The following is a 16,106-nucleotide window of genomic DNA, read 5'->3' as shown; positions in this document are numbered from 1 at the left end:
TAGCGGCCCTCCAGAGCCACTCGATTGACGTCTGCCGTCAATCGGGGACCGTCCCACATGCCGTACACACCGCGCGCGGGCGGGCGGGTGCGTCCATTAGGCTCGTACGCATGGCCGACGCACCGTACAAGCTGATCCTCCTCCGCCACGGCGAGAGCGAATGGAACGCGAAGAACCTGTTCACCGGCTGGGTGGACGTCAATCTCAACGAGAAGGGCGAGAAGGAGGCAGTCCGCGGTGGCGAACTCCTGAAGGACGCCGGACTTCTCCCCGACGTGGTCCACACGTCCCTCCAGAAGCGTGCGATCCGCACCTCCCAGCTCGCGCTGGAGGCCGCCGACCGCCACTGGATCCCGGTCCACCGCTCCTGGCGCCTGAACGAGCGCCACTACGGCGCCCTCCAGGGCAAGGACAAGGCCCAGACCCTCGCCGAGTTCGGCGAGGAGCAGTTCATGCTGTGGCGCCGCTCGTACGACACCCCGCCGCCGGCGCTCGAAGACGGTACGGAGTTCTCGCAGTCCGGGGACCCGCGCTACGCCTCCATCCCGCCGGAGCTGCGCCCCCGCACCGAGTGCCTCAAGGACGTCGTCGTCCGCATGCTCCCGTACTGGTACGACTCGATCGTCCCGGACCTGCTGGACGGCCACACCGTCCTGGTCGCCGCGCACGGCAACTCCCTGCGCGCGCTGGTCAAGCACCTCGACGGGGTCTCCGACGCCGACATCGCGGGCCTGAACATCCCGACCGGCATCCCGCTCTCCTACGAGCTGGACGCCGACTTCAAGCCCCTCAACCCGGGCGGCACCTACCTCGACCCGGACGCCGCGGCGGCCGCCATCGAGGCCGTCAAGAACCAGGGCAAGAAGAAGTAACAAAAACGATCATGCCCCCGACCTGTGCGTACCGCGCGGATCGGGGGCATTCGTCCGTCCCGGGCCCGCTGGGGTCCCGGGCGCGAACCGGTGTGGGAACTCGTACAACCGTTCCGGCCCAACAGCGGTCTTAGGGGCGGACATTCGATCGAGTTTCTTGGGGGAACCGGCCGTGAGGCGCCACATCCATCACGCCATCGCGATCATCGCGACGCTCACCACGCTCACCGGAGGCCTGCTGGCCTCCACCGGCACCCCGGCCGAGGCGGCCACCGCCGGGCCCGCGGCCACCCGGTACGCCGACGACTTCAACGGCGACGGGTACCACGACCTGGCGATCGGCGCCCCGGACGCCTCCGTGAACGTCAAGGGCACGGACGGGGCCACCACCTCGGTGTACGCCGCGGGCTACGTGACCGTCTCCTACGGCGGCAAGTACGGCGCCCAGAAGACCGGCCTGAAGGTCATCACCCAGAACAGCCCCGGCATCCCGGGTGACGCGAAGGCGAGCCGGCAGTTCGGGGCCGTCCTCACCAACGGCGACTTCAACGGCGACGGCTACGCGGACCTCGCCGTGGGCACGCGGGACGACCAGGTCACCCTCATCTGGGGCAGCGCCACGGGTCTCAAGGGCGCCACCGCGATGGCCGACCCGCAGAAGCGGCCCGGCTACGGCGTCGTCCTGAAGTCCGGTGACTTCACCGGCGACGGCAGGACCGACCTCGTCGTCGGCTACTCCACCTCGCTCTGGCTGTTCCGCGGCCCCTTCAAGGCGGACGGTTCGCCCCTCTCCACGAAGAAGATCGAGCTCGGCCGCGACTACCCCGTCTTCGGGCCGCAGGACGCGCAGAACCGGATCGCCGTGGGCCGGATCAACAAGGGCGCCATCGACGACCTCGTCGTCCTCGGCGAGCGGAGCAATTTCGGCATGGGCGACGCGATGCGGGGCCGGGTGCTCCTCGGCGGGACCTCCGGACCGCGCTTCACCCCGGTCACCATCCGCGGCGGCGGCAGCGTCGCCATCGCCGACTTCGACAAGGACGGCTACGGCGACATCGCCGTGGGCGACTCGGCGATCCAGAACGACACCGACCGCGCCGCGGGGCTGGTCCGGATCAACTTCGGTTCCGTCAACGGCGTGGACGACAGCCGCGGCGTCCAGACGTTCAACGAGGACAGCGACGGCATCCCGGGCGGTGTGGAGGCGGGCGACTACTTCGGCAACTCCGTCGCCGCGGCCGACCTCAACCAGGACGGCAACCCCGAGCTGATCATCGGCGCCCTGGGCGAGCGGAAGTCCACCTGCGAGCACTGCTACATCAGCGGCGGCGGCTTCTACGTGCTCAAGGGCACGGCCAAGGGCGTCACCGGCATCGGGGCCTCCTGGTACGCCCACAACGCGCCGGGCCTGCCCACGCCCGCGGGCACGTACCGCATCCCCACGCTGCTCAAGGTCACCGACCTGAACAACGACAAGCAGCCCGAGATCACCTTCGCGGTCGCGGCGACCGTCCCGCAGGTCTGGTCCGTCGGCACGAAGGACGGCAAGGTCGCCGGCACCTCGCCCACCCGCGTCGTCAACCCGCCGACCGACGCGCAGATCGGCAACGGCCTCCTGTTCGGCGTACTCGCCCGCTGACCGGCCGGAAGCAACCCGAAGCACGAAACAGCCCCCCACCTGCCGGTCCTCGGCGGATGGGGGGCTGTTTCGCCGCTGGCTCAGGCGCCACCGGTCACGCCGGGGACGACGAAGCGCCTGTGCAGGGGGGAGATGGCCACCTGGGGGTCGCCCTGGGCGCCCAGCTCACCCTTGAGCACGGGGATGATCCGGTCGGCGATGAAGCGGGTGAAGTGGTCCTCCGACTCCCAGATGTCGAGCGCGTGGAAACCGTCGTCGGCGAACCAGCAGGCGTGCAGCACCAGCCCGTCCGGAACGTTCTCCTCCCAGCCCACTCGGGCGCGGGCGGCGTCGTACAACGCGGGTGTGAGCTCGGACCATGAAAGGTTCATCGCGATCGCCACGGCGGTTTCTCCCAGTCACCTCGGGTGCCGCGGGCTGTGCGGCACGGCATGACGACGCTAAGCAGGCCGGGAGGGCCGGGCATTTCGGAGCGGGCATTCGGACGCAGCCGGCCGGCGGGGACGTGCCTGGCGCTCGGCGATTCCGCGGTCCATCTCCGCGCGCAAGGCGGCCGCGTTGCTGCCGTCGATCTGGCCCGCGAAGGCGCGGTACGCCGCGGCCACCAGTGCGTCCGGGGCTTCGGGGAAGGCACGGCCGATCGCCCACAGGGCGTTCTCGGTCGGGGTGTCGAGCCCCGTCTCGGTGCGGACGCCGCGCCCCGACAACACGTTCGTCAGCACACTCTCGAAGTTGCGCCGCAACTGCTCCTGGCTGGGGTGGCCGTGGCGCATGGCCGTCTCCGCCTCCTCTTCGATGGGACCGACTGGATGGGACCGATGCGAAGGGCCCCGGCCGACGGGAAGTCGGACGGGGCCCTTCGCGTACGGGTGGCCGGGCGGGCGGCCTCAGCCGCCGCACTGGCAGGGGGCACCGGACTGGCAGCCGCAGCCGCAGCCCGAGCCGCAGCCGCAGGCCGCGAGCAGGGGCAAGCGCAGGCGCAGGCCCTCGGGGGGCTGCGCTTCCTGCTCCGGGGTGATGGGGACGGGGGAATCGGGCATGGATCCTCCTCGTAGGCGTTGTGCCTTCGCCCTCATTCATGCCCAGCCCGGCCCCCGCGTCAACGGCGCATTGGGGGCTCGTTGTTGATCGAGCCCCCGGCGGTCCCGGGCCTCCGGCTCAGACGCCCTCGACCTGCGTGGGGGCCTGGAGCTCGTCCGCGTGCTCACCCGTCACCAGGTAGACCACGCGCTTGGCGACCGACACCGCGTGGTCCGCGAAGCGCTCGTAGTAGCGGCCCAGCAGGGTCACGTCGACGGCCGTCTCGATGCCGTGCTTCCAGCGGTCGTCCATCAGGTGCTGGAACAGCGTGCGGTGCAGCTGGTCCATCTCGTCGTCGTCCTGCTCCAGCTGGAGCGCCAGGTCGACGTCCTTGGTGATGATGACCTCGGCGGCCTTCGCCATCAGCCGCTGCGCGAGCTGCCCCATCTCCAGGATGGTCGCGTGCAGGTCGCGCGGGACCGCCGTGTCCGGGAAGCGCAGCCGCGCGAGCTTGGCCACGTGCTGCGCCAGGTCGCCGGAGCGCTCCAGGTCGGCGCTCATGCGCAGCGAGGTGACGACGATGCGCAGGTCGGTGGCGACCGGCTGCTGGCGCGCGAGCAGCGCAATCGCGCGGGCCTCCAGGTCGTGCTGGAGGTCGTCCACCTTCTGGTCGGCGGCGATGACGCTCTCGGCGAGCTTCAGGTCGGCGTCGAGCATGGAGGTCGTGGCCCGCCCGATGGCGGAGCCGACCAGCCGGGCCATTTCGACCAGGCCTTCACCGATCGAGTCCAGTTCCTCGTGGTACGCGTCACGCATTCTCGTGTCCCTCTCTCGACCTACTACTGCCTACTGCAAGTACTGCCCGGGGAGCGGGCCGGTGCGGCCATCGGCCCCACGTTGCCACGGTGAACCTCGAACGCGACCGACTCCGGCATCCCAAGTGAATCAGCACGGTCGTCAGGGTGAACTCTGGGCGACGACTGTTCGAGGTGCCACCCGAACGGCTGTGGAAGTGTCCCCTGGCCTGCTTAACCTGGAGTCATGGACGTGAACGCGGCGGTCGCCGCAGCTGCAGCGATAGCCGGTCTTTGCACCGGTGTGATCGCGATGCTGGCGTTCCGCTGGAGCGAGCGCGACCAAGCCCGCCCCACCCGGAGCTCCATGCGCCCCGACATCAACGCGGTGCTCCCACCGGGGGTGGACACCGTCCTCTCCGTACTCCGATCCTCCGCCGTCGTGCTCGACGAGGGGGACGCGGTGGTCAAGGCCAGCTCGGCGGCATATGCCCTCGGCCTGGTCCGCGGCGGCAAACTGGCCGTCGAGCCCATGCTCCACATGGCCCGTGACACCCGGCGCGACGGGGAGATACGCCAGGTCGAGCTCGACCTGCCCCGGCGCGGCACCGGCCGCGGCGAGGCGCTCGCCGTCTCGGCGCGTGTCGCCCCGCTCGGCTCCCGCCTGGTGCTCCTCCTCGTGGAGGACCTCACCGAGGCCCGCCGCATCGAGGCCGTACGCCGCGACTTCGTCGCGAACGTGTCGCACGAGCTCAAGACCCCGGTCGGCGCGATCTCCCTGCTGTCCGAGGCCGTCATGGACGCCTCGGACGACCCCGAGGCGGTGCACCGCTTCGCCGGCCGCATGCAGATCGAGGCCACCCGCCTGATCAACCTCGTACAAGAACTCATCGACCTCTCCCGGGTACAGAACGACGACCCCCTGGAGGACGCGGAGCCGATGCGGGTGGACACGCTCGTGGCCGAGGCCATAGACCGCTGCCGCCACACGGCCTCCGCGAAACAGATCACCATGGCCGCCGGCGGCACCGCCGACCTGCGGGTATGGGGTAACCGGGGGCAGCTCGCGGCCGCCCTCGGAAACCTGGTCGAGAACGCCGTCAACTACAGCCCCGCCCGCACCCGCGTCGGCATCGCCGCGCGCCGGGTCACCGCGCCGGGTGGAGACTTGATCGAGATAGCCGTGACCGACCAGGGCATCGGCATCCCGGAAAAGGACCGCGAGCGCATCTTCGAACGCTTCTACCGTGTGGACCCGGCCCGCTCCCGCGCCACGGGAGGAACCGGCCTGGGCCTTGCGATCGTGAAGCACGTAGCGGCTTCGCACGGCGGGGAGGTGTCGGTATGGAGCTCGGAGGGTCAGGGTTCCACGTTCACCCTGCGACTCCCCGAAGCGGCCGCGCCGGTCCCGGCGACGGCCTCCGCACCCGCCAACACCCTGCTCGAACCTCACACCGCACCAGCCATCCCTGCCCCGGAGGTCCTTCCGTGACCCGAGTGCTAGTCGTCGAGGATGAGGAATCCTTCAGCGACGCCCTGTCCTACATGCTCCGCAAGGAGGGCTTCGAGGTCGCGATCGCCGCGACCGGGCCCGACGGGCTCGACGAGTTCGAGCGCAACGGCGCCGACCTCGTCCTCCTCGACCTGATGCTCCCCGGCCTGCCCGGCACGGAGGTCTGCCGGCAGCTCCGCGGCCGCTCCAACGTCCCCGTGATCATGGTCACGGCCAAGGACAGCGAGATCGACAAGGTCGTCGGGCTGGAGATAGGAGCCGACGACTACGTCACGAAGCCCTTCTCCTCGCGGGAGCTGGTCGCCCGCATCCGCGCGGTCCTGCGCCGCCGCGGCGAGCCGGAAGAGGTCACCCCGGCCGCGCTGGAGGCAGGCCCCGTACGGATGGACGTCGACCGCCACGTGGTCACCGTCGCCGGAGCCAAGGTGGACCTCCCGCTGAAGGAGTTCGACCTGCTGGAGATGTTGCTGCGCAACGCGGGCCGCGTACTGACCCGCATGCAGCTCATCGACCGCGTCTGGGGCGCCGACTACGTCGGCGACACCAAGACCCTCGACGTCCACGTGAAGCGCCTGCGAGCCAAGATCGAGCCGGACCCGGGCGCCCCGCGCTACCTGGTCACGGTCCGCGGCCTCGGCTACAAGTTCGAGCCGTAAACCGGAGACGGCGGGCCCGTCCCCGTCGCCGGTCGGAGGCCGGCGCAGCGTCCCGAAGCCCGGGAGGCCCCATGGGGCCGAGCGGTGCGAGGGGCGCGTGTGGGAGGGGCTCGAGCCGGACCCGGGCGCCCCGCGCTACCTGGTCACGGTCCGCGGCCTCGGCTACAAGTTCGAGCCGTAAACCGGCCCGGCCCGGCCCGGAACACGGGAACGGCCCCCGTCCGCATCGAGCGGACGGGGGCCGTTCCCGTTGAGTACGGTGCTTCGCGCCTCAGTGACCGGCGGACGCGGATCCGGAGGGGGACCCGGACGGGCTGCTCGCGGGCGAGCCCGAGGGGGACCCGGACGGCGACGGCGAGCCCGACGGCGAGCCCGACGGGGAACCGGAGGGAGAGCCCGAGGGGCTTCCGGACGGGGTGGCGCCCGGGACGGCCGCCGCGGCGGTCGGGCCGTAGCCCTCGTAGATGCCGGTGGCCGGGACGACGAAGGCGTCGAGCTCGACGTCACCCGTGGTGCTCAGCTGGAAGGCGATCTTCTGGACGTTGCCGTCCACGATGGAGTCCCCGCCGACGATCACGGCGGAGGCGTTGCCCTTGCCGCCCAGGAGGACGGAGCCGCCGGCCGGGATGACGATCTTGGAGCCGCTGCCCGCGGGCTTCAGCGTCACGACGGCCTTGCCGCCCGGAAGGGTGATGCCCTCGAGCGTCTGCTCCTTGGTGCCGTTGTTGAACACCGTCGCGGAGACTGCGGCCGGGCCCTTCTTGTCCTTCTCCTGGGTGATCACCAGAGCGTTCTGGACCTTGATGTCGCCCTTGGTGACGGCGGCATTGTCGGGCTTGACCTGGAGAGTCGGAGCGTCGTGGCCCGCGGCGCAGGCGCCCAGCGAGACGATCGAGAACACGACGGCGGTGGCGGCGAGGGCGCCGCGTCGAAGGCTGCGGCTCACGGGGGAGGCAACTCCTTGGACGTACGGAACGGAAGGGTGGACGCCTCGGAGCGGCGAAGTAAAGCCGCTCTAAGGATGTGTCAGCGCGCTTAGGTTACCGAGCCGCCGCCCCGCCCCCGCACCCGACCCTCCGCAGCGTGGGGCCGGGCCCTGCGGGGGGTCCCGCCCCCGCACCGGCGCGTTCCGTCACCGCCCCGGCGGGTCCGGGTGATCTTCCATTCGCAAAAGGCCCGCCCGCAAAGGCCGGCGCGGCTCCGGTGATCAATTTCCGGATTTCATCGAACACCGCCGGTGATCAATTCCGGATTGGGCCGGAACGGACGCCGTACGGGTGGCCGCCAGTCGAACGGAGTACTTCGGTTTCCCGCCCCGGAAACCGTCAAAACGGGACGTACGCCACATCGTCGAGGCTCCCGGACAGGTGTAACGTGGCCGTTTCGCCCGGTCCGCACAGCGCCTCCGACCTGCGAATACCCCCTTCCGCAAGGCTCCCGCAGCACGTTCCTGTCGCTGTTGTCAAGCCCTGAGATGGGCCCTGACCTGCGAAAACGCCATTCATAACGGTCGATTCTCGTGTTACCCTGGATAGCCACGGAAGGGGTACCTGTCACATGACGTTCAAGGTTGGCGACACCGTGGTCTATCCCCATCACGGGGCCGCGCTGATCGAGGCCATCGAAACTCGCCAGATCAAAGGCGTGGACAAGACCTACTTGGTGCTCAAGGTCGCCCAGGGTGACCTGACCGTTCGCGTTCCTGCGGACAATGCGGAGTTCGTAGGCGTTCGCGACGTAGTCGGCCAGGACGGGCTGGACCGGGTCTTCGAGGTGCTCCGCGCACCGTACGCCGAAGAGCCGACGAACTGGTCCCGGCGCTACAAGGCAAATCTGGAAAAGCTCGCTTCTGGCGATGTCATCAAGGTCGCCGAAGTTGTGCGTGACCTGTGGCGTCGTGAGCGTGAGCGTGGGCTTTCCGCAGGTGAGAAGCGCATGCTCGCAAAGGCGCGCCAGATCCTGGTGAGCGAGCTCGCGCTCGCCGAGAACACCAACGAGGACAAGGCCGAGGCCCTCCTCGACGAAGTGCTCGCGTCCTGACGCGATCATTCGTACGCTTTGTCGTACACAGTTGTGCCGCGGTGCCCGCTGACAAGGAGACTTGTTGCCGGGCGCTGCGGCATGTCTGGACCCATACCGGTACTCGCTGATGCCTGTACTCACTGGCGTGCCGGGTCCGGGCAGCCGACTCGACCGGTCGTCACGGAAGGGGCGAGAGGCGTCGCACCCGGCACCCTTCAGGCCATACCCATGTCGGCCGAAGTCACAAACCTGGCTCGGAGCTACTGATGTCTGACGAATCGCGCCCCCACCGCACCGCCGCGGTGATCCCGGCCGCCGGCCGCGGGGTCCGGCTCGGTCCCGGAGCCCCCAAGGCCCTGCGGACCCTGGGCGGCACCCCCATGCTCATCCACGCCGTACGCGCCATGGCGCGCTCCCGCGCGGTCTCCCTCGTCGTCGTCGTGGCGCCTCCCGACGGCACCGCCACCACCGAGGTGCGCCGGCTGCTCGACGAGCACGCGCTGCCCGAACGCACGGAGATCCTGGTCGTCCCCGGCGGGGAGACCCGGCAGGAATCCGTACGCGCCGGCCTGGACGCGCTCCCGGCCGACATCACCGCCGTCCTCATCCACGACGCGGCCCGCCCCCTGGTCCCCGTGGACACCGTCGACTCCGTCGTCGAGGCCGTCCGCGACGGCGCACCCGCCGTCGTCCCCGCCCTGCCGCTGGCCGACACCGTCAAGGAGGTCGAGCCCGGCCGGCCCGGCGAGCCCGAGCCGGTCGTCGCCACCCCCGTACGGGCCCGGCTGCGCGCCGTACAGACCCCGCAGGGCTTCGACCTCGCCACGCTCCGCCTCGCGCACGAGAAGCTGGCCCGACTCAGTGGCGACGGCGAGGGTGCCACGGACGACGCCGGCATGGTGGAACAGCTCGGCGTCACCGTCGTGGTGATCCCCGGCCACGAAGAGGCCTTCAAGGTCACCCGCCCGCTCGACCTGGTCCTCGCCGAAGCCGTACTCGCCCGCCGGAGGGCCACCGATGCCTACTAGCCCCAACGCCGCCACCCCGGCCCCCGACGCGGCCCCCGCCGCCCCCGCGGCCCCGCTGATCCCGCTCGTCGGCATCGGCACCGACGTGCACGCCTTCGAGACCGGCCGTGAACTGTGGTGCGCCGGCCTGCTCTGGGAGGGCGAGGACGGCCTCGCCGGGCACTCCGACGGGGACGTCGCCGCGCACGCCGCCTGCGACGCCCTCTTCTCCGCCGCCGGCGTCGGCGACCTCGGCGCACATTTCGGCACCTCCCGCCCCGAGTGGTCCGGCGCCGCCGGAATCACCCTTCTGGCGGAAGCGGCCCGGATCGTCCGCGCCGAAGGCTTCGAGATCGGCAACATCGCCATCCAGGTGATCGGCGTACGCCCGAAGATCGGCAAGCGGCGCGAAGAGGCGCAGAAGGCGCTCGGCGCGGCGGCGGGCGCCCCCGTCTCCGTCTCCGGCACCACCACCGACGGACTGGGCCTCACCGGCCGCGCCGAAGGCCTCGCCGCCATCGCCACGGCCCTCGTCTACCGGACGAACCGGGCTTAAGGGCCTGTCGTCACACTCCCGTCTGCCTCGCGGCGTCTGGTGCGTGCTCTCGCCGCACCGGGCGAAAGCCCACGTACGTCCAGTACGCGGGCTTCCGCCCGGCACGCCGAGAGCACGCACCAGACGCCGCGAGGCCGCCCTTCGGGCGACGACGGGAGTGTGACGACAGGCCCTTGTACCCCGTACGCCCACACCGCTCCCGCGGCACTTCGACAACAAAGCGGGCCCCGCGTGCCGAAAGGGTCGCGGGGCACTGCTACAGGCGCACTACCCTGGTTGCCGTGACTATTCGCCTGTACGACACCAGCGCCCGGCAGATCCGTGACTTCACCCCGCTCGTCCCGGGCTGCGTCTCGATCTACCTCTGTGGCGCCACCGTGCAGGCGGCTCCGCACATCGGGCACGTCCGCTCGTACCTGAACTTCGACATCGCGCGCCGCTGGTTCACCTACCGCGGGCTCGACGTCACCTTCATCCGCAACGTCACCGACATCGACGACAAGATCATCGCGAAGGGCGAGGCCCAGGGCCGCCCCTGGTGGTCCATCGGGTACGAGAACGAGCGCGCCTTCAACGACGGCTACAACGCGCTGGGGTGCCTGCCGCCCACGTACGAGCCGCGCGCCACCGGCCACGTGCCCGAGATGATCGAGATGATGCGCGGGCTCATCGAGCGCGGCCACGCCTACGTCGCCGACGGCAGCGTCTACTTCGACGTGCGCTCCTTCCCCGGCTACCTGGAGCTGTCGAACCAGGACATCGACGACCTGCGCCAGCCCGCCGAGTCCGGCATCACCGGCAAGCGCGATCCGCGCGACTTCGCCATGTGGAAGGCCTCCAAGCCGGGCGAGCCCGACTGGGAGACCCCGTGGGGCCGCGGCCGTCCCGGCTGGCACCTGGAGTGCTCCGCGATGGCGCACAAGTACCTCGGCAGCGCCTTCGACATCCACGGCGGCGGGCTCGACCTGATCTTCCCGCACCACGAGAACGAGATCGTCCAGGCCAAGGCCTACGGCGACGAGTTCGCGAAGTACTGGATGCACAACGCCTGGGTCACCCTCTCCGGCGAGAAGATGTCCAAGTCGCTGGGCAACTCCGTCCTCGTCTCCGAGATGCTCAAGGTCTGGCGCCCGATCGTGCTGCGCTACTACCTCGGCACCCCGCACTACCGCTCGATGATCGAGTACAGCGTGGAGTCCCTGCGCGAGGCCGAGTCCGGTTTCGCGCGCATCGAGGGCTTCATCCAGCGCGTCATCGAGAAGGCCGGCGGCTCCGTCGAGCCCGCCGCCGAGGTGCCGCCCGCCTTCGCCGAGGCCATGGACGACGACCTGGGCGTCCCGCAGGCGCTCGCGATCATCCACACCACCGTCCGCCAGGGCAACAGCGCGCTCGCCGCCGACGACAAGGACGCGGCCATCGCGCGCCTGTCGGAGGTACGGGCCATGCTCGGCGTCCTCGGACTCGACCCCCTCGACCCGCACTGGGCCGGCGAGACGGACCGCGGGGAGGACCTCCACGGAGCCGTGGACACCCTCGTACGCCTGGTCCTGGAGCAGCGCGAATCCGCTCGCGCCCGCAAGGACTGGGCCACCGCCGACGCCATCCGCGACCAGCTCCAACAGTCGGGCCTGGTCATCGAGGACAGCCCCACCGGACCCCGATGGACGCTCGGCCCCCGCTGAGCCCACCGGCGCAGTCCCACTGGAGCACTCGGATTGGGCTGCCCGGCGTCCCGGGCCGCACACTCTTCATACGTACATATCGCAGAACCAACGAAATCAGGTAGAGGTCATGGCCGGGAACAGCCAGCGCAGGAACCGCCGCACGTCCAACAAGAAGGGCGCGACGGTCGGCAGCGGTGGCCAGCGGCGCAAGGCCCTGGAAGGCAAGGGCCCCACGCCCAAGGCCGAGGACCGCAAGAAGCACAAGGCCAACCGCATCAGCAACGCCATGGCCCGCCAGGCCGCCAAGCGCCGCCCGGCCCCCCGCCGCGGCGGCCCCAAGGGCACCAGCGAGATGGTCGTCGGCCGCAACCCGGTCTTCGAGGCGCTGCGCGACGGCGTACCGGCCGTCACCCTGTACGTACAGCAGTTCATCGACAACGACGAGCGCGTCCGCGAGGCCCTCCAGCTCGCGGCCGAGCGCGGCAACATCAACCTGATGGAAGCCCCGCGCCCCGAGCTCGACCGGCTGACCAACGGCCTCAACCACCAGGGCCTGGTCCTCCAGGTCCCGCCCTACGAGTACGCGCACCCGGAGGACCTCACCGCCGCCGCGTACGAGAACCACGAGGACCCCCTCATCGTCGCCCTCGACGGCGTCACCGACCCCCGCAACCTCGGCGCGATCGTCCGCTCCGTCTCCGCCTTCGGCGGCCACGGCGTGGTCATCCCCGAGCGCCGCGCCGCCGGCATGACCGCCGGTGCCTGGAAGTCCTCGGCCGGCACCGCCGCCCGTACCCCGGTCTCCCGGGTCACCAACCTGACCCGCGCCATCCAGGAGTACAAGAAGGCCGGCATCACCGTCGTCGGCCTCGCCGCCGAAGGCACCCACGAGGTCCACGAGCTCGAAGCGCTCGGCGGCCCCGTCGTCATCGTCGTCGGCTCCGAGGGCAAGGGCCTCGGCCGCCTCGTCGGCGAGAACTGCGACTACCTCGTGCGCATCCCGATGCCGGGCGGCGCCGAGTCGCTCAACGCCGGTGTCGCCGCGGGCGTCGTCCTCTACGAGGCCTCCCGCCGCCGCGCCACCCGCGGCCGCGCCTGAGCCCCACCGCGGCCGCCGCTTGATCCACTTGGCTCATCGGACGTGACCCGTGAGCGTGCCACCCCGCCCCTTACGGGCGGGGTGGCTTGATTTGACGGGTCTCGGACACATCCCTGATGTCAAGGCAGTGTCCTAAACACTCATCACTCGGTTAGATGAGTGTGGACACCAGAACGCCAGGGTTCGACGACCAGCCCGCGCTGAGCATGGTCAAGGTGCCGTGCGACCCCGCACAGGTCATCGTCAACCACGCCAGCTTCCGCGTGCGGCTCGCACCGAGCCCCAGCGCGCGTCCCAGGCCCTCGGGCGCCCCCGGGCTCGCCCCGGCACTCGGCGGGGCCCTCGCGGCTGCCGGAGCCGGCGCCGCCCGCCGCCGCCCCGTCGTCTGGAGCGGCAAGTCCGCCCCCGGCGACGCCGCCGCCAGCGCCGCCATGGGCGGCCTGCTCCAGGCCGTGCGCGAGCACGGGCGCGCCCACGACGGCCACGCGGAGTACGACGGCGGAGCCACCCAGGTCATCCCGCGCATCGACCTCGCCCACGACCTCGCGGACGACACCCTCGCCACCCCGACCGTCATCGGCCAGCGCAGCTACGGCGACGCCGAGGACACCCGGCTGCAGCCCGTCGTGGGGGGCCTCTCCCACCCGCACGAGGCCTACGACGCCGCCCACTCCGAAGGCACCGGATCCGCGGACTCCCGCCGGGCCCAGGGCGACGCCCGCGCGCAGGCCTCGTACTACCCCGGCCGCCGCATGAACCTCGGCGTCGTGCTGCTCCCGCTGCGCGTCTTCCTCGGCTTCATCTCCATCTACGCCGGCATGGGCAAGCTGTGCGACCCCGTCTACTTCGACGGCGGCGAGCGCGGCTCCATGGTCACCTGGCTGCACACCCTGCAGCCCTGGGCGCTCGCCGAACCACTGCGCGACTTCGCACTGGCCCACCCGGTCGGCGCCGGTCTCAGCGTCGCCTTCCTCCAGGTCATCGTGGGCGTACTGACGGTCTTCGGCCTGTGGCAGCGGTTCGCCGCCTGCTTCGGCGCCCTGCTGTCCGCCGCCCTGCTCATGACGGTGAGCTGGAAGACCGTCCCCGCCTACGACGCCCCCGACATCATCTACCTCGCCGCCTGGAGCCCGCTGATCATCGCCGGCGCCCCCGTCTACTCCCTGGACGGCCGCCTCGCGAGCGAGGCCTGGCGCACGCTCGGCCCGCGCTCCGAGGTCTGGCGGCTGCGCCGCCGGGTCCTGCGCCGCGGCGCCATCATGGCCGGCGTCATCTGCGGACTCACCCTGCTCATCGGCTCCCTCCTCGGCGGCGCCGTCCGCTCCACCACCGTGGTCACCGTGCCCGGACCGGGCGAGGCCCCGAGCAACTACCTCCCCGGGCGGCCCCTGCCGCGCTCCCCGCAGCAGCAGCCCGTCAGCCCCAGCCCCGGTCAGGCTTCGAAGCGGGCCGTGAAGCCCTCGGCCGGAGCCTCCTCGCCGGCGGCCAAGACCGGGCGCGGAGCGACCGGTTCGACCTCCCCGTCGGCCGGCTCCGGCTCGCCCACCGCGACCCGCGGCACCACCAGCGGCAGCCAGACCCCGCGCAGCACCCCCCGCCAGTCCACCCCCCAGAACCCCCCGGCCAGCTCCACCGGAACCCGCACCGGCGGCTCCACCGCAGGAACGGGCAGCACCGCACCGAAGCAGCCCGACCTCCTGGGCGGCCTCCTCGGCGGCTGACGGGCACGGCGAAGGCGAAAGCGAAGGGCCCGGTACGCGAGAGCGTGCCGGGCCCTCCTCGTGTGCGGGGCCGTGAAGGGCCTGTACGGACGCCTGTGGGCCCGTACAGGCGAGGGGAGGCGCTACGGGGCGTTCTGCGCGGCCAACTCCCGTGCCGCCTCGGTGAGGTCCTTCGCCGTGTCGATCGCCCGCCAGTAGGCCCCCTGCGGCAGCGGGAAGCCCGCGAGGCGCCGCTCACGGGCCAGGCGCGGGAAGGTGGTCCGCTCGTGGTCGCCCAAATCCGGCAGCAGAGCGGCGAATTCGGGACCGAAGACGTACACGCCGGCATTGACCGGGTACGGGGACTGCGGCGCCTCGATGAAGTCCAGTACGTGCCCGTACTCGTTGATCTCCACCACCCCCCACGGAATGCGCGGCCGGGCCAGCGCGAGGGTGGCCGTGGCACCGCGTTCGGCATGGAAGGCGGCCATCTCGCGCAGCGAGAAGCGGGTCCACACATCGCCGTTGGTCGCGTACCAGGACCGGTCGGGATGCGGGAGGTGCCGGGCGGCGTACTTCAGACCGCCGCCCCGGCCCAACGGCTCGCTCTCCACGACCGTGGTCACCCGCAGCGGCAACACGGCCTCGGCCAGCCACCGCTGGAGCACCTCGGCGAGGTGCCCGCAGGAGACCACGGCGTCCGTCACCCCCTCGGAAGCCAGCCACGCGAGCTGATGCCCGATGATCGGCATCCCCGTTCCGGGAATCTCCACCATCGGCTTGGGGCGGTCGTCCGTGTACGGCCGCAGCCGCGAACCCTGGCCCCCCGCCAGGACAACCGCCTGGGTCGGGGAGGCCGGGAACGCGGCCGCGTGGGGTCGGTCGGAACGCTCGGAGCCTTCGGAGCTTTCGGAACGCTCGGAATCGGTCATGTCGTTGTCGTCGTGTCCAGTGCGGAAGAAGGGCGTGCGGCGGCGGCCGTCAGCCCATGGAGGCGACGCCGGACGCGTACGCGGTGTCGCACACCGGCCGCGCGAACGACTGGGCCTTCGTGGGCCCGTAAGCGTCCACCGCGGCCCGCCCGAGGGCGCGCGCGATCCCCACGCAGTGCTCGGCGAGGGACGGCCGCCGGTCGACCTCCTGCTGGAGGTGGGTGAGGACGTCACCCGGCTGCTCGCCCTGCTGGATCTCGCTCAACAGCTTTTCGCGCAGCACGTCCTGGGCGGCGCGCGGCTTCGCGGGGACGGAGACGTCCTCGGCGGACGCGGTCAGGATCTGGGAGGGGGTGTTGTCCGCCCAGGGGACCATGGTGACCGCGAGGGTCCCGGACAGGACCAGGACGACGGGCAGGACCAGGGCGAGGGATCGGCCGATACGGCGGGCAGTGTGGGTCACGAGGGCGAGAGTAGCGCTCGGTGAAGATATGGCGACATTTAGTCACCCGGTCGGGGGATGGTTCGACGTGACTTTTCGAATTAAGGGTTGACGCTTGGGGCCGAATGGCCCGATCTGCGCACCTCGCGCCGGAACTCGCGCCGAAGGGGCGCCCCTTGACGGGACGCCC

17 protein-coding genes are annotated in these 16,106 nt (G+C 71.1%); 10 read left to right on the top strand and 7 right to left on the bottom strand.

Annotated features, from left to right (window positions below):
- Positions 1-110 precede the first annotated feature (110 nt).
- Both OG247_RS20000 and OG247_RS19995 read left to right on the top strand, forming a co-directional pair.
- Positions 111-872, top strand: a complete 762-nt coding sequence (locus OG247_RS20000) for a phosphoglyceromutase (protein WP_243339478.1) — start codon at positions 111-113, stop codon at positions 870-872.
- 172 nt (positions 873-1,044) lie between these two features.
- The gene (locus OG247_RS19995; protein ID WP_327253538.1) at positions 1,045-2,511 is read left to right on the top strand and encodes an FG-GAP and VCBS repeat-containing protein; all 1,467 of its coding nucleotides are present in this window, start codon (positions 1,045-1,047) and stop codon (positions 2,509-2,511) included.
- A gap of 80 nt (positions 2,512-2,591) precedes the next feature.
- On the opposite strand, the gene OG247_RS19990 is transcribed toward OG247_RS19995, so the two are convergent.
- The 4 genes from OG247_RS19990 to phoU form a co-directional block, all read right to left on the bottom strand.
- Entirely contained in the window at positions 2,592-2,882 is a 291-nt protein-coding gene (locus OG247_RS19990) for a hypothetical protein (protein WP_327253537.1), read from the bottom strand.
- Positions 2,883-2,951: 69 nt separating this feature from the next.
- The gene (locus tag OG247_RS19985) at positions 2,952-3,284 is read right to left on the bottom strand and encodes a hypothetical protein (RefSeq protein ID WP_327253536.1); all 333 of its coding nucleotides are present in this window, start codon (positions 3,282-3,284) and stop codon (positions 2,952-2,954) included.
- Between the two features lie 114 nt (positions 3,285-3,398).
- Positions 3,399-3,551 (bottom strand): hypothetical protein, encoded by a 153-nt coding sequence (locus OG247_RS19980; RefSeq protein ID WP_243339483.1) that lies wholly within the window; start codon positions 3,549-3,551, stop codon positions 3,399-3,401.
- 118 nt (positions 3,552-3,669) lie between these two features.
- Positions 3,670-4,347 (bottom strand): phosphate signaling complex protein PhoU, encoded by a 678-nt coding sequence (gene phoU / locus OG247_RS19975; protein ID WP_030858619.1) that lies wholly within the window; start codon positions 4,345-4,347, stop codon positions 3,670-3,672.
- 225 nt (positions 4,348-4,572) lie between these two features.
- On the opposite strand from phoU, the gene OG247_RS19970 reads away from it, so the two are divergent.
- Positions 4,573-5,817: a sensor histidine kinase gene (locus OG247_RS19970; protein ID WP_327253535.1), complete on the top strand. Its 1,245-nt coding sequence runs from the start codon at positions 4,573-4,575 to the stop codon at positions 5,815-5,817.
- Positions 5,814-6,494: a response regulator transcription factor gene (locus tag OG247_RS19965; RefSeq protein ID WP_007265514.1), complete on the top strand. Its 681-nt coding sequence runs from the start codon at positions 5,814-5,816 to the stop codon at positions 6,492-6,494. The genes OG247_RS19970 and OG247_RS19965 overlap by 4 nt, the downstream gene beginning before the upstream one ends.
- A 271-nt stretch (positions 6,495-6,765) precedes the next feature.
- Here the strand turns inward: OG247_RS19965 and OG247_RS19955 are convergent, their stop codons facing one another.
- Positions 6,766-7,440: a DUF461 domain-containing protein gene (locus OG247_RS19955; RefSeq protein ID WP_327253534.1), complete on the bottom strand. Its 675-nt coding sequence runs from the start codon at positions 7,438-7,440 to the stop codon at positions 6,766-6,768.
- A gap of 611 nt (positions 7,441-8,051) precedes the next feature.
- On the opposite strand from OG247_RS19955, the gene OG247_RS19950 reads away from it, so the two are divergent.
- From OG247_RS19950 to OG247_RS19925, 6 genes are all read left to right on the top strand, one after another.
- Positions 8,052-8,534 carry a CarD family transcriptional regulator gene (locus OG247_RS19950; RefSeq protein WP_003953493.1) on the top strand — a complete coding sequence of 161 codons (483 nt, stop codon included), beginning with the start codon at positions 8,052-8,054 and terminating at the stop codon, positions 8,532-8,534.
- Between the two features lie 248 nt (positions 8,535-8,782).
- Positions 8,783-9,544 (top strand): 2-C-methyl-D-erythritol 4-phosphate cytidylyltransferase, encoded by a 762-nt coding sequence (ispD, locus tag OG247_RS19945; protein ID WP_327253533.1) that lies wholly within the window; start codon positions 8,783-8,785, stop codon positions 9,542-9,544.
- Positions 9,534-10,079, top strand: coding sequence for a 2-C-methyl-D-erythritol 2,4-cyclodiphosphate synthase (gene ispF / locus OG247_RS19940; protein ID WP_327253532.1), 546 nt, complete (start codon positions 9,534-9,536; stop codon positions 10,077-10,079). The genes ispD and ispF overlap by 11 nt, the downstream gene beginning before the upstream one ends.
- A 281-nt stretch (positions 10,080-10,360) precedes the next feature.
- The gene (cysS, locus tag OG247_RS19935; RefSeq protein ID WP_327253531.1) at positions 10,361-11,761 is read left to right on the top strand and encodes a cysteine--tRNA ligase; all 1,401 of its coding nucleotides are present in this window, start codon (positions 10,361-10,363) and stop codon (positions 11,759-11,761) included.
- Between the two features lie 109 nt (positions 11,762-11,870).
- Positions 11,871-12,842, top strand: a complete 972-nt coding sequence (gene rlmB / locus OG247_RS19930) for a 23S rRNA (guanosine(2251)-2'-O)-methyltransferase RlmB (RefSeq protein WP_327253530.1) — start codon at positions 11,871-11,873, stop codon at positions 12,840-12,842.
- 155 nt (positions 12,843-12,997) lie between these two features.
- Positions 12,998-14,563, top strand: coding sequence for a DoxX family membrane protein (locus OG247_RS19925; RefSeq protein WP_327253529.1), 1,566 nt, complete (start codon positions 12,998-13,000; stop codon positions 14,561-14,563).
- A 122-nt stretch (positions 14,564-14,685) separates the two neighbouring features.
- Here the strand turns inward: OG247_RS19925 and OG247_RS19920 are convergent, their stop codons facing one another.
- Both OG247_RS19920 and OG247_RS19915 read right to left on the bottom strand, forming a co-directional pair.
- Positions 14,686-15,474, bottom strand: coding sequence for a nucleotidyltransferase family protein (locus OG247_RS19920; protein ID WP_327253528.1), 789 nt, complete (start codon positions 15,472-15,474; stop codon positions 14,686-14,688).
- Between the two features lie 49 nt (positions 15,475-15,523).
- Positions 15,524-15,937 carry a hypothetical protein gene (locus OG247_RS19915; protein WP_266878811.1) on the bottom strand — a complete coding sequence of 138 codons (414 nt, stop codon included), beginning with the start codon at positions 15,935-15,937 and terminating at the stop codon, positions 15,524-15,526.
- Positions 15,938-16,106 lie beyond the last annotated feature (169 nt).

The organism is Streptomyces sp. NBC_01244 (assembly GCF_035987325.1).
Classification (GTDB): Bacteria; Actinomycetota; Actinomycetes; order Streptomycetales; family Streptomycetaceae; genus Streptomyces.
The sequence above is the reverse complement of the archived record's forward strand: the minus strand, read 5'-3'. Positions and strand labels throughout refer to the sequence as shown.